14 protein-coding genes and 1 tRNA gene are annotated in these 13,008 nt (G+C 55.7%); 10 read left to right on the top strand and 5 right to left on the bottom strand.

Annotation, left to right across the window (positions count from 1 at the left end; translation table 11 throughout):
- Positions 1-35: 35 nt before the first annotated feature.
- From HED22_RS09295 to HED22_RS09280, 4 genes are all read left to right on the top strand, one after another.
- Positions 36-1,076, top strand: a complete 1,041-nt coding sequence (locus tag HED22_RS09295) for an NADP(H)-dependent aldo-keto reductase (protein ID WP_167721374.1) — start codon at positions 36-38, stop codon at positions 1,074-1,076.
- 117 nt (positions 1,077-1,193) lie between these two features.
- Positions 1,194-2,060 carry a pirin family protein gene (locus HED22_RS09290; RefSeq protein WP_167721372.1) on the top strand — a complete coding sequence of 289 codons (867 nt, stop codon included), beginning with the start codon at positions 1,194-1,196 and terminating at the stop codon, positions 2,058-2,060.
- A 55-nt stretch (positions 2,061-2,115) separates the two neighbouring features.
- Positions 2,116-2,712: an RNA 2',3'-cyclic phosphodiesterase gene (gene thpR, locus HED22_RS09285; RefSeq protein WP_167721370.1), complete on the top strand. Its 597-nt coding sequence runs from the start codon at positions 2,116-2,118 to the stop codon at positions 2,710-2,712.
- Positions 2,709-3,482, top strand: coding sequence for a pyrroline-5-carboxylate reductase (locus HED22_RS09280; RefSeq protein WP_167721368.1), 774 nt, complete (start codon positions 2,709-2,711; stop codon positions 3,480-3,482). Before thpR ends, HED22_RS09280 begins: the two co-directional genes overlap by 4 nt.
- Positions 3,483-3,561: 79 nt before the next feature.
- Here the strand turns inward: HED22_RS09280 and HED22_RS09275 are convergent, their stop codons facing one another.
- Positions 3,562-4,224: an NAD(P)-dependent oxidoreductase gene (locus HED22_RS09275; RefSeq protein WP_167721367.1), complete on the bottom strand. Its 663-nt coding sequence runs from the start codon at positions 4,222-4,224 to the stop codon at positions 3,562-3,564.
- Positions 4,225-4,259: 35 nt separating this feature from the next.
- The gene (locus tag HED22_RS09270; protein WP_167721365.1) at positions 4,260-5,147 is read right to left on the bottom strand and encodes an EamA family transporter; all 888 of its coding nucleotides are present in this window, start codon (positions 5,145-5,147) and stop codon (positions 4,260-4,262) included.
- A gap of 82 nt (positions 5,148-5,229) precedes the next feature.
- Here HED22_RS09270 and HED22_RS09265 point away from each other — a divergent pair, with 82 nt between their 5' ends.
- Positions 5,230-5,736 carry a MarR family winged helix-turn-helix transcriptional regulator gene (locus tag HED22_RS09265; protein ID WP_167721363.1) on the top strand — a complete coding sequence of 169 codons (507 nt, stop codon included), beginning with the start codon at positions 5,230-5,232 and terminating at the stop codon, positions 5,734-5,736.
- A gap of 1 nt (position 5,737) precedes the next feature.
- On the opposite strand, the gene HED22_RS09260 is transcribed toward HED22_RS09265, so the two are convergent.
- Positions 5,738-6,016, bottom strand: coding sequence for a hypothetical protein (locus HED22_RS09260; RefSeq protein WP_254869876.1), 279 nt, complete (start codon positions 6,014-6,016; stop codon positions 5,738-5,740).
- 56 nt (positions 6,017-6,072) lie between these two features.
- Positions 6,073-6,162, bottom strand: a tRNA-Ser gene (locus HED22_RS09255).
- Positions 6,163-6,511: 349 nt separating this feature from the next.
- Here HED22_RS09255 and HED22_RS09250 point away from each other — a divergent pair.
- The 3 genes from HED22_RS09250 (at position 6,512) to HED22_RS09240 (ending at position 9,316) form a co-directional block, all read left to right on the top strand.
- Positions 6,512-6,817: a hypothetical protein gene (locus tag HED22_RS09250; RefSeq protein WP_167721361.1), complete on the top strand. Its 306-nt coding sequence runs from the start codon at positions 6,512-6,514 to the stop codon at positions 6,815-6,817.
- A 125-nt stretch (positions 6,818-6,942) separates the two neighbouring features.
- Positions 6,943-7,935: an NADPH:quinone oxidoreductase family protein gene (locus HED22_RS09245; protein ID WP_167721359.1), complete on the top strand. Its 993-nt coding sequence runs from the start codon at positions 6,943-6,945 to the stop codon at positions 7,933-7,935.
- Between the two features lie 103 nt (positions 7,936-8,038).
- Positions 8,039-9,316: a bifunctional 2-polyprenyl-6-hydroxyphenol methylase/3-demethylubiquinol 3-O-methyltransferase UbiG gene (locus tag HED22_RS09240; RefSeq protein ID WP_167721357.1), complete on the top strand. Its 1,278-nt coding sequence runs from the start codon at positions 8,039-8,041 to the stop codon at positions 9,314-9,316.
- Between the two features lie 248 nt (positions 9,317-9,564).
- Here the strand turns inward: HED22_RS09240 and HED22_RS09235 are convergent, their stop codons facing one another.
- Positions 9,565-9,774 carry a DUF1127 domain-containing protein gene (locus HED22_RS09235; protein ID WP_167721355.1) on the bottom strand — a complete coding sequence of 70 codons (210 nt, stop codon included), beginning with the start codon at positions 9,772-9,774 and terminating at the stop codon, positions 9,565-9,567.
- Positions 9,775-9,943: 169 nt separating this feature from the next.
- On the opposite strand from HED22_RS09235, the gene gcvA reads away from it, so the two are divergent.
- Together gcvA and HED22_RS09225 are read left to right on the top strand one after the other, a co-directional pair.
- Positions 9,944-10,879, top strand: a complete 936-nt coding sequence (gene gcvA, locus HED22_RS09230) for a transcriptional regulator GcvA (protein ID WP_167721353.1) — start codon at positions 9,944-9,946, stop codon at positions 10,877-10,879.
- Between the two features lie 225 nt (positions 10,880-11,104).
- Positions 11,105-13,006: an extracellular solute-binding protein gene (locus HED22_RS09225; RefSeq protein ID WP_254869875.1), complete on the top strand. Its 1,902-nt coding sequence runs from the start codon at positions 11,105-11,107 to the stop codon at positions 13,004-13,006.
- The last annotated feature ends 2 nt before the right edge of the window (positions 13,007-13,008 follow it).

The following is a 13,008-nucleotide window of genomic DNA, read 5'->3' as shown; positions in this document are numbered from 1 at the left end:
AGTGCGTCGGGCGGCGCAAAACAGGGGAATTTCATATGGAATATCGTCGATTGGGGCGTACTGACATCGATGTCAGCGTAATTTGTCTCGGCACCATGACCTGGGGCCAGCAGAACACACAGGACGAAGCGTTCGAACAGCTTGATTACGCCACTGCCAACGAAGTCAATTTCATCGATACCGCCGAAATGTATCCGGTCCCGGCGATGGAGGAAACCTTCACCGCCACCGAAACCATCATCGGCAACTGGCTTGAAAAACGCGGGCGTCGTGATGATCTGGTCCTTGCCACCAAGGTTGTCGGCCCGGCGGATCGTTTCCCGTATGTCCGTGGTGGCCCGCGTCTGACCCGTGACCAGATCTTTGAAGCCATCGACGCGTCACTGACCCGCCTCAAGACCGATTATGTCGATCTGTATCAGCTGCACTGGCCGGATCGGAATTCCAACTTCTTCTCCAAACTTGGCTATACCCACGACGCTGACGAGCAATTCACACCGATCGAAGAAACCCTTGGTGCCCTTGATGAACTGGTCAAGGCCGGCAAGGTCCGCCATATCGGTCTGTCGAATGAAAGCCCGTGGGGCCTGATGAAGTTCCTGGAGCTGTCCGAAAAGAACGGCTGGCCGCGCGTTGTCTCGGTTCAGAACCCCTATAGCCTTCTGACCCGTCAGTATGAAGTCGGTCTTGCCGAATGCTCGATCCGCGAAGATGCCGGTCTTCTGGCCTATTCGCCGCTGGGTGGCGGGGCGCTTTCGGGCAAATATCTGGGTGGGGCGCGTCCGGAAGGCGCGCGTTCGTCGATCTGGCCGCAATATTTTGGCCGTTATCTGACCGAAAATGGTGTCAAGGCGACCGAAGCTTACGTCAAGCTTGCCAAGGACAATGGTCTTGATCCGGCCCAGATGGCGCTGGCCTATGTCAATTCACGTCCGTTCCTGACGTCCAACATCATTGGTGCGACCAGCATGGAACAGCTGAAATCCAATATCGGTTCGGCCAACATCACGCTGTCGGATACCGTTCTCGAAGAGATCGAGAAAATCCACCAGATCTATACCTATCCGTGCCCATAAGGCGTTTGCCATACGGTCACAGGATCGTCAGATTTTGATCTCAGACTCTGACGAACAGCTTCGTGAATGCGGCGGTCAAACCCGCCGCATTCCCCACCACCTGGACGGAGGCGACGCATGGTTAAGACGATAGTTGGCAAGGAAGCCGATCTCGGGGATATATCCGTTCGCCGCGTTTTACCCCATCGCGAGGTGCGCTCTGTCGGCCCGTTCGTTTTCTTTGATCACATGGGCCCGGTAACGTTCGAGCCAGGACAGGGCATTGATGTGCCCCCGCATCCTCATATTGGCCTTGCGACCGTGACCTATCTGTTTACGGGAACGATCCTGCATCGCGACAGTCTGGGCAGCGATATTGAAATCACCCCGGGTGATCTCAACTGGATGCATGCCGGACGCGGCATCACCCATTCCGAACGCGAAACCGAAATGGTGCGTAATTCCGTTCACGCCCTGCATGGCTTGCAGCTGTGGGTAGCCTTGCCCGAGGATGCCGAGGAAACCGATCCCGCCTTTTATCATGTCTCCAGGGATGACCTGCCGATCATTGAGGATGCCGGGCTGCATATGCGCCTGATCGCGGGCGAGGCCTTTGGCAAAACCGCCCCCGTGCCGGTCAAATCAAAGCTCTATTACCTTGATGTCGCCATGGACGAAGGCGCGCAGCTTTTGCTGCCCGGCGAAAATCAGGAAGGTGCTGTCTATATCGTTTCCGGCACGCTTCTGATTGATGGCGAAAGCCATGAACAACACAGTCTTGTTTACATAGCACCCGATGAAATCCCCGACATTATCGCCAAGACCGATTGTCGGGTGATGTTGCTGGGCGGTTTGCCCGTCGGACGCCGGTATTTGTGGTGGAACTTCGTTTCCAGCAGCAGGGACCGGATTGAAAAGGCCAAATCCGACTGGGCATCTGGCAATTTCCCGCAGATGGATGGCGAAGATGATGCTTTGCCGCTGCCAGAACGCTCGACCGGATAATTTCCACAACGGGTTGAACTGTAAAGCCACCCCGGACTTGAATTGGATTGAAGAAATGCGTTTGTTTGTTGGTGTGGAAATTCCCCACGATATTGCGGTTGACCTCTATCCGCTGGGGCGCGCGATCAAGGGGCTGGATGCCCAGACCCCGGAAAACATGCACATCACGTTGAAATTCATCGGCAATGTTGATCCCGGCCTTGCGGGCGAGATTGATCAGGCCCTGTCACAAGTGGCGTTTGAACCGTTTGATCTGCAGGTGTCTGGCCTGGATATGTTTGCCTCAAACCGCAAGGTCCGCATTTTCTGGGCCGGGGTAAAGGATCAACCGGCCTTGCGCCGGCTCGCCAATCGGGTGGAAAACGCACTTGTCGCCCTTGATGAGTGCCCCGATATGGATATGCGCAAATTTACCCCGCACATCACGCTGGGCCGCAACCGGGATGCGGCGCGCGCCTCCATCGAACAGGCGATTGTCGATTATGGCGATGTGTCCTCACGGGTATTCACCGTCGATCGTTTTTGTCTTTATGAAAGCCATTCAACGGTGGATGGCCCTGAATTTCGCGTCATTGCCGCCTATGATGGCAAGGATGGCCCGATCAAGGAGCCTGACCTGTCCGACGCCTTTGTCACAGAGGATTTTCAATGAAACTTGGCTTTATCGGAACCGGCGCGATCAGTGATGCGGTCATTCGTGGTCTTTTGACATCAGACTATCAGGTCGATGAAATCATCGTCTCGCGCCGAAGCACGCATGTTTCGGAAAAACTCGCCGCCGATTTTGACCGCGTGCGGGTCGAAGATGACAATCAGGCGATCATTGATCAATCCGACATGATCTTTCTCGCTGTCTTGCCGCAGATTGCCGGTGATGTTCTTTCCGACTTGCGCGTGCCCGATGACAAACAGATTGTCAGTCTGATCGCCACCATTCCGATTGCCGATCTCAAAGTTTGGCTTGGCACCAATGCCCAATGTGATCGCGCCATTCCCCTGCCACCGGTCGAACATCATGCCTGTGTCACCGCGGTCTATCCCGGCTCGCCCGATGTGATGGCATTGTTTGAAAAACTCGGTGGCGCCGTGGCGGCTGAAACCATTTATGCCTTTGATGGCTATGCCACCGGCAGTGCCCTGATGGCGACCTATTTCACCGTGCTTGAAAGTGCAGCCCAGTGGATGGTCAAACATGGCTCTGATTACGGTGACTCAAGGCGATATCTTGCCGCCCTGTTTTCGGGCCTTGCGGAAAACACCGACAAATCCCCTGATCAAAGCTTTGCGGATCTTTACGAAGGCCACATCACCGCAGGCGGGCTCAATGAACAGGTCGCGCAAACCTTCATCCGCGAAAAGGGCACCGATGCAATCCATACTGCCCTCGATGAAGTCTTTGCCCGGATAAAGGCCTCTTCATAAGCGCCATCTGACAATGCAAAACGGGCGGCTCTATTAGCCGCCCGTTTTTCTGTTCTTTATATAAGGCGCGAGTCCTGCCTCAGGCCGCCGCCCGGTTCTGATAGCCCACCGTCAGGCGTTGCTGCCCGCCATTGCCACCCTCGATCAGATCGACCATGGCATAGCCGAAATCGGCGTAGGAAATGCGTGCCACTCCGTCATGATCAGGAACCAGTGTATCGGTGCCACGGACATACAGGCCTGTCAGTGGGCCATCAATCAGCATTGCGGGCGGGCGCAGGCAGGTCCATTGAACGTCGTCATACTGATCAAGTAACGCATCCTGATCTGCACAGGCCTCTGCAATCGGGCGCACGCTATCTGGCAGGAAGTCCGGCGCGCTCAGGACTGTATGCCCGCTGTCATCGGCCAGTTTCAGGGTCGCAGCCCCACCGGTCAGATAAATCGGGGCGCCGGTTTTGCGCGCAGCATCGAGCAAAACCTGGCTCATTTCGACCAGAAAGTCTTCTGATCCGCTGATTGGGCGCAGTGCGCTGATTACAACGTCATGGCTTGCCATCAGCTCAGCAACACGGTCCGGGTTGGCCAGCACATCAAGGCTTTCGCGTGCAACACCTTCGGGTAAATCCGACAATTTATGGATGTTGCGCGCAATCGCTGTGATGGTGTGGCCGCGCTTTACGGCTTCTTGCAGGGTTGCGTTGCCAACATCACCAGTGGCGCCAAAGAGAACAATTTTCATCAGACGTTTCCTTTATAAATGTGGGCGTTTGATTTTTAGGTGGTGCGCGGGGCAGGGATGGTTATTGGCGCCGGTGCCGGGCGTGCGGCCCGCTGACCCAGCCAGATGCTGATCAGAACGACCGCGACCCCGGTTATCTGAATCGGACTGAGTGCCTCGCCCAGAATGACCCAGCCGAGGATCACCGCACTGGTCGGGCTTAAAAAACCAAAGCTTGTCACCGTCGTCGGGCCCAGGCGCGCAATGCCCCGGAACCACAGGTAATAGGTCAGTGCCGCCCCGATCAGACCCAGCCAGACCAGCCCAGCCAGATTGGTCAGCGTCGGAACGGGAAAACCGGGCTCAAGGATCAGCGCAACCGGGATCAAAAGGATCCCGCCCGCGGTTAATTGCCAGGCGGTAAAGGTCAGCGGCGAGACGGGCGGTTGCCATTTGCGCGTCATCACCGTACCCGCTGCCATCGATGCCGCGCCGGCAAGGGCGACGGCAATGCCAATCGGATCAAGGTTGCTTGTCGGGCCAAGGACCAGCATCGCCACCCCGATCAATCCGGAAATGGCGGCAAAAATACCCAGAAGGGTGATGCCTGATCCCAGTGCGATGCGGGCCAGAAACAGCACAAGCAACGGCTGGATCGCGCCAAGCGTTGCCGCCACCCCGCCGGGCAGGCGATAGGCCGCAACGAAAAGCATCGACCAGAACACGGCGAAGTTCAGTGCGCCCAGAATGAATACCCGGCCGCGCCATCCAGCAGGCGGCAATTGCCGCACGACAAGCAGCAGGATCAAACCGGCGGGCAGGGCGCGCAAAAGGGCCGCGGTCAACGGGAAGCCATCGGGCAACATTTCCGTGGTGACGATATAGCTGCTGCCCCAGATGATCGGGGCAAGGGCCGTCAGGCATAAATCAGTTGTTCGGTTCATGGGGGTAACTCCATTTATCTTGACGTCAAGATACATTCAGAAATCTTGACGTCAAGATAAAATTCTGGGATGAATTCGATCTATGGATAAAGTTGATCGCATTCTTGCGCAGTGGCGCCGCGAAAGACCCGACCTTGATGTCGCGCAAATGGGCGTCATCGGGCGGGTGGGGCGATTGCGCAATCAGTTAAGTGCCGCCCATGAACGTGTTTTCAAAAAATACGATCTGTCGCCGGCAAGTTTTGATGTTCTGGCAACGCTTCGCCGGTCGGGCCCGCCCTATGCGCTGAGCCCCTCGGAACTCATCGACTGGACGATGGTGACGTCGGGCACCATGACCAACCGGCTTGATAAGCTTGAAAAAGCCGGGCTGATCACCCGCAAGCGCAACCCCGAAGATGGGCGCGGTTTTGTGATCGCCCTGACGGACAAGGGGTTTGAGCTGATTGATGCTGCCGTCACCGAGCACGTCGCCAACCAGCATCAGATGATGGAAGTACTGAGCGAGCAAGAGCGCGAACAGCTTGATAGTCTGTTGCGCAAATGGCTGGCAGCGATGAATTCAGCCGGGAATTCAACAGACAGCTAGATCAGTCATAAACGATCCCGGGGCTTAACAGTTCAAAGCCCGCGATTTCAAACTCATACATGCCTGATCCGTCCGCCTTTTCGGCGCGGGCAATCAGTTTGCCATCTCCATCGCGAAAGACCGCGTGCGCTGTATGCAGGGCGCGGTAACAATGGCTGCCGTCAGGATAAAGGTATTTGATCATCATGCTTCCTTGCAAAAGCACATCATGACCAATCCTCCCTGACAGCTTGTTGTCAGGAGCCGCACCAAAGGCATGCAAAACCAACATCCAGCACATGTATATGCGCCGGTCGATCTGGTTTGTATGGCTTGGAAAAATGCTTTTGCAGTCAGTGGCAGAGAGGAGGGGATTCGAACCCCTGAGGGGCTTACACCCCAACACGCTTTCCAGGCGTGCGCCTTAAACCACTCGGCCACCTCTCCACATGCGATCTTTGATATATCGCGAAAGCGGGCGGACATTAGCCGAGACGCCCGCGCTTGACAAGGCCCAATCAGCCTCTTTTTTCACTTTGCTGAAATCATCTTGTCAGGGCTCTGATACTTGCGGTTATTCGGGCATTTATTCGTTGTAAGTCCTTGGAAAAACGAAGCTTGTCGTCATCTTTACCTCTTGTTGATGTCTGGTCATTAGAGTTTGGTGTCAGGCGTTTGAATCTCTTGGGTAATATCTTGCTATACAAATGCAGTTCTTTACCCGGTTTGTGCAAACCCTTAGGGTCGTTTTTGTTTTTCTAATGTACCGGCCCTGAATGGTCGCTTGGAGAGAATAATGTGGTTTTTCCGGGCGTTGGGATGGTTGCTGCTTTTTGCCAGCATCGCCGTGCTGGTCGATGATTCCATCACCGCGCTTCAGACAGGCAGTTTTCGACTGGTCGCCGCCGGGGAGCTCTGGTATCGCCTTGATACCGGCAGCCTGAACCTGTTGCAGTCCGTCATTCAGCGCTACATTTCCGTCTGGGCTTGGGACACCATCTTTGTGCCGGTCTTGCTTGCCCCGGCTCTTGTCGTGTTGTTTGTGCCAGCCGCAATCCTTCTTTTGCTGACTCGCAAGCGCAAGCGTCAGCGTATTTTCTGATCTTCCTTCACCTGTTTCCTTGGGCTGTCTGCGAACGGCGGGTTTAGCCCATTGTCGCCTTGTTTCCGGCTGATGCACACAGCAGACTGCCTGCAATCATGATGGCAACAGGCAGGAAAACTGGGATGAAGGCGTGGATCTGCACCGCATTTGGCGAAGAACCGCAATGGCGCGATGCCCCCGAGCTGGCCGTGCAACCGGGTCAGGTTCTGATTGATGTCGCTGCCTGCGGGGTCAATTTCGCCGATACCCTGATCCTGCTTGGCAAATATCAAAAACGCCCCGACGGTCCCTTTTCCCCCGGCTTTGAGGTCAGTGGTACCGTGCGCGCGGTTGGCGATGGCGTTACCCACATCAAAGTCGGTGACGCCGTCATGGCGATGCCCGATTGGGGCGGCTACGCCGAGCAGGTTATTGCCGATGCCAGCCTTGTGATCCCCTTGCCTGATGGCGTTGATTTCAATAACGCCGCTGCCTTTCAAATTGCCTATGGCACAAGCTGGTTCGCCCTGAAATATCGCGCTGATGTCAAACCGGGCGAGATTGTTCTGGTTCATGGCGCGGCGGGCGGGGTCGGTCTGACCGCTGTCGAATGTGCCAAGCTTTTGGGTGCGACCGTGATTGCAACGGCTGGCGGCGCTGATAAATGCCAGATCGCGCGCGATCATGGCGCGGATTATGTCATCGACTACAAATCGGAAAATATCCGCGATCGCGTGCGCGAAATCACCACCCCCCTTGGGCAGCCCAAGGGGGCGGACGTTGTTTATGACCCGGTCGGGGGCGATGTCTTTGATCAGAGCCTGCGGTGTGTCGCACCGGGCGCGCGCATCCTTCTGATCGGCTTTGCCAGCGGTACCGTGCCGCAAATCCCGGCCAACATCCTGCTGGTCAAGAATGTCACGGCAATCGGCTTTTATTTTGGCGCCTATCTCGAACAGAACCCCGATATCGCACAGCAAGGCATGGCAGAACTGCTTGATCGCCTGAAATCCGGGGCGATCCGCCCGATGATCTCGCGTGTGTATGGTCTCGAAGACGCCATGGACGCCCTGACCGCCATCCGGGATCGTACAGCAACCGGCAAGCTCGTGATTGATTGTCGGCCGGACAGGTAAATAAACAGATTTTCCTGATATCAGCAGATTTAGCTCAACACGCTCTGATTCGTTGGTATAGGATACCCGCGTCCCAACCACTTCTCTGCCGGATTTCGCAGTAATGCCCGACGATAAAAACAGGCCCGATCACGTCCAGTCTTCCGCAAAGACCCGTGATCAGTACGAAACCTATCCTTATCCGGACCGCAATCCAGACGATGAGGACAAGCGCCTGATTACCGGATCGCCTGGCAACTGGGACGAGGTTGTTCATTTTGTTTTTGGCGGGCGCGATCCATCGGCACAGACCAAAAGTGGCAAGATCAAAATTCTTGTCGCCGGTGGGGGAACGGGTGATGCGCTGGTCATGCTGGCCCAGCAGGCCCGTGACCGCAAAGCCAAGGCCGACATCGTCTATATCGATCTGTCCGAAAGCTCGCGCGCCATTGCCGAGGCCCGCATCAAACGCCGTAGTCTTGAAAAGAACGTCACTTTTGTCACCGGCTCATTTGTTGATTTGGCCGCTGAATATGGCCCGTTTGATTACATTGATTGCTGCGGGGTGCTTCATCATCTGCCCGATCCCGATGCCGGGCTGAAGGCACTTGCCGATGCGCTGAAACCCAATGGTGGCATGGGCCTGATGGTCTATGGGGAATTGGGGCGTCAGGGCGTTTATCACATGCAGGAAATGATGGAACGCCTTAATGCCGAGGCCGGCGGGGCCAAGCGCCTGAATTTCGGCAAGGCGCTGTTTAATTCTCTGCCCGGGACCAATTGGCTCAAACGCAATCCGTTTGTTGGCGATCATATTCATGGGGGTGACGCCGGGTTTTACGACCTGCTGCTCCATCAACAGGATCGCGCCTATCGCGTGGATGAAGTCTTTGATTTCGTCGAGGCCGCCGGTCTGCGCCTGCAAAACTTTATCGAACCGATGCGCTATGACCCGACCACCTATTGTTCGCGTCATGACGTTCTTGATAAGGCGATGCATGTGCCGTTTCGCGAACGCGCGGCCCTTGCCGAACTGATGGCCGGCAACATCACCAAACACACCTTTTATGTCGTCAAGGCCAAGAACAAGGTCAAACCACCGGTCCCGTCGCCCGAACTGATCCCGACCTTTACCCGTGTCGATGGTGCGTCACTCGCCCGTTCGGTCGCCAAGACCGGCAATATCAAGATCACCTTTACCGGCCTTGCCGTGACCCGCACCATGCCCTCGGCGTCGCCGGCGATTCTGTCGCGCATTGATGGCATACGCTCCATCGGCGAGATTTACGAGATGTTTGACCCGAAACCCGAAAAGTTCGAATTCAATGCGCAGTTCGCAGTGATGTATTCGGTATTGAATGCCGCAAACCTGATGTATCTGCGCTATCCCGCGAAGAAGTAACTCTTTCCCCCAGCCAATAAAAAATGCCGGTCACAGGGGGTGTGACCGGCATTTATGTACGCGTTCCAACCGGGGGAGGCTGGAATTGCGTTCAGGGATCTCTTGGGTAAGCCTTAACGAAGGCTCAGGCCTTTCCACGCATCCATCAGGGCTTCAATCAGAACCTGGAGCGGGAAAGTAATTGCGCTGTGCAGCGGGGATACATTGTTCTGCATGACAAAATACTCGGTTATGCGCTCTTGCGCGGGTTAAGCTTTCCAGAACGGCTTGGCCGCTTCGCGTTTTGCGTCGTAAACGGTCCAGCCGATATCACGCAGCATGTGTGCATCCATGTCGGCCAGTTTCTGACGCAGGTCATGACGTTTGACCCAAGTGCGCGGCAGATCCAGCAGGCTGGAAGCGTCGTGATGGCGGCGGGTGGCGACAAATGCGCCGGCTTCTTTGGTGATAGCAACCATTGCTCTAATCCTTTTGAAACTAGGCCTGCTCTCAACAATTCAGCGGCCCGTGCATCCATGATGCGTGTGTCAATAATCTCGTTAAACTCAGGGTTACTTGAAAAAAAGCTTGCGCTCAAACCACCATTTGTCATCATTGCATGAGTTTTAGTCATGCAAAGCAACTGTCATGAAACGCCGTCCATTGCCGCTAAATGCGCTTCGGGCCTTCGAAGTAGCCGGAAGACTTGAAAGCTTCACCAAAGCGTCACATGAGCTTAACGTGACCCAGGGGGCAGTTAGTCGGCAGGTGCAACACCTTGAAGAAGTTCTGGGTCGCAAGCTGTTTGAACGCCACCACAGAAGCCTGCGGTTGACGCGTGCAGGTCAGAACCTGTTGGAATCCCTGACCCCGGCTTTTGACGCCATCGAAGATGCGGTTGCCAAGGTTGAAGACCGTGTCGATGACACCTTGTTGTCTGTCTCGGCCCCGCTGACATTTTCCATGCGCTGGATCGTACCAAGGTTGGGCCGGTTTCAGATGGAATATCCCGATTTTCAGGTCCAGTTGGGCACCTACAGTGATGATCTGGCCTCGGTCGATTTTAACGAGGTCGACATTGCCATCCGCTTCGCCGATCACGCCAATGAACAGCTTGTCCATGAATTCCTGACCGGTGAACGTCTGCTGCCGGTCTGCCATCCAAGTCTGGCAAAGCAACTCAAAACCCCCGAAGACCTGGCCGGGGTGACGCTTTTGCATTGCTCTGCTCAGCGTGAAGACTGGCGTATCTGGCTTGCGGGGACGGGCATTCAGGGGGTCGATGGCACCAAGGGACCGGTTTTTGCCACCCTTGATATGGCGATGGAGGCCGCGGCAAGCGGCTTTGGGGTAGTAATCTCCGATCCGGCGATGATCGGGGAGTATGTCGTGACCAATCGTCTGACCGTGCCGTTTGATTTACCGATCGACAGTCCCTATGCCTATTCGCTGGTTTATCCACGCGGGCGTCTGGAGCGGCGCAAGGTCAAGGCTTTTCGTGACTGGTTGATGGCCGAGATCAAGCTTGAAACCGCAAGGCAAAAACTGTCGAAAAAGGATCAGGGAAACAACCGGGTCACGTGATGGTGCCTTGAAATTGAACGATTTAGCAGTGAATATCAGATGCTTCTAGTGTGGCGACGTTCACAGGCGCATCATCTTGGCTCACAGCGTTTGCAGGCCATCGATTGCGTCGCATAGTTTAACACCACATAATGAAACAGTGATCAGCTTGCATCAGGGGAAGACGACAATCACATGATTTCGTACACAGCCAGCATGAAAATGCCGGGTCGGGGACGGCTGGGCATGGCTATGACATCCATCCTTTTTGCCATTGCAATCACCCTGTTTGGCGCCGTCCTCTCGACTTCGGGCGCAAACGCGCAGGAAGGCGACACCCCCACCATCAATCCGGCGCCGACAGTCGCCGTGGACGAGGCCGATCTGGCGCCGCTCACCACCCGATCCCATGGCATTTCGCTGTATGGTGATCTGAAATACGGGCCGGACTTCCATCACTTTGATTATGTGAACCCCGATGCGCCAAAGGGCGGCACATTGGTGCAATCCTCTATCGCGCCGTTTGATACGCTCAACCCCTTTACGCTGAAGGGCACGCCAGCAGCGGGCATCGGCCTGATCTATGACAGCCTGATGGCTGCAAGCGCGGATGAACCCTATGCGATGTATGCCTTGATCGCGCGCGAGATCGAAGTCCCCGAAGACCGATCCTTTGCGATTTTCCATCTTGATCCGCGCGCACGGTTTCAGGATGGCAGCGACATCACCGCCGAAGATGTTGTGTTCTCCTATGAAATACTGGTCGAAAAAGGCAGCCCGGTTTACCGGCAATATTTTTCCCAGATCGAAGGGGCCGAGGCGCTTGACGAGCTGACCGTCAAATTCACCTTCAAGCCGGGCAATAACCGTGAAACCCCCATGACGGCAGCGGGCATTTCGATCATGCCCAAGAAGTTCTGGGAAGGTAAGGATTTCTCCAAAACCACCTTCGAATTTCCGGTTGGCAGTGGCGCCTATATGATCGACAGCATCGAAGCCGGACGCCGGATTACCTATAAACGTAATCCTGATTATTGGGCCGCCGATCTTCCGGTCAATCGCGGCCAGAACAATTTCGACACCATCCGTTACGATGTTTATCTCGACCCGGAAGTGCAGCGTCAGGCTTTTCTGGCCGGCGAATACATGGTGCGGTCGGAACATTCATCGCGTGATTGGAGCACCGCATATAAGACCCCGGCGGTCGAGCGCGGTGACATCAAGAAGGAATTCCTTCCCGATCACCTGCCCGTTGGCATGCAGGCCTATGTGATGAACAATCGCCTGCCACTGTTTTCCGATTGGCGGGTGCGCAAGGCACTGCAATACGGTTTTGATTTCCAATGGCTAAGCCAGGCCATGTTCTATGGGGCCTACAAGCGGACCGACAGTTATTTCGTCAATTCCGACCTGGCTTCAAGCGGCATCCCGACGGGGGATGAGCTGGCCTTGCTCGAACCCTATCGCGATCAATTGCCGCCCGAACTGTTTACCCAGCCCTTCACGCTTCCGAATTTTGACGAAGCGGATGGCCGCCGAAAGGCGTTACGTGAATCCATGACGCTTTTGAACGAAGCCGGTTGGGAATTGCGCGACAAGGTCTTGGTGAACAGGGAAACAGGGCAACCCTTCCGGTTCGAACTGATCATTCGTCAGCCCGGTCTGGAAAAGATCGCCCTGGTGATGAAGGCCCGCCTCAAACAGCTTGGCGTGACCATGGATATCCGTCTGATTGACACCGGCCAGTGGGTTAACCGTATTCAGGCGTATGATTTTGAAGTCACCACTTTCTGGTGGACGCAATCCCTGACACCGGGCAACGAGCAACGCGTATTCTGGAGCTCCGAGGCCGCTGACCAACCCGGATCGCGCAACTTTGCCGGCATCAAAAACCCCGTGGTCGATGCCATGATCGAAAAGGTCGCATCCGCCCATAGCTGGCACGAACTGGTGACCGCCACCCGGGCGCTCGACCGGGTCTTGTTGTGGGGATACTACGTTATCCCGCAATACTATCTTGGCGGTGAACGTCTGGCTTGGTGGGATGTGTTCGGTCGCCCCGATGAAGTCCCGCTCAAAGGCGCATCGGTCATGCGTTGGTGGATCGATCCGGAAAAATCAGCCAAGCTCAAGATGGGGGGATATTAAGC

The sequence above is a fragment of the Thalassospira sp. HF15 genome, assembly GCF_011806525.1.
GTDB lineage: Bacteria > Pseudomonadota > Alphaproteobacteria > Rhodospirillales > Thalassospiraceae > Thalassospira.
This window is presented reverse-complemented; position numbering and strand designations above follow the sequence as displayed.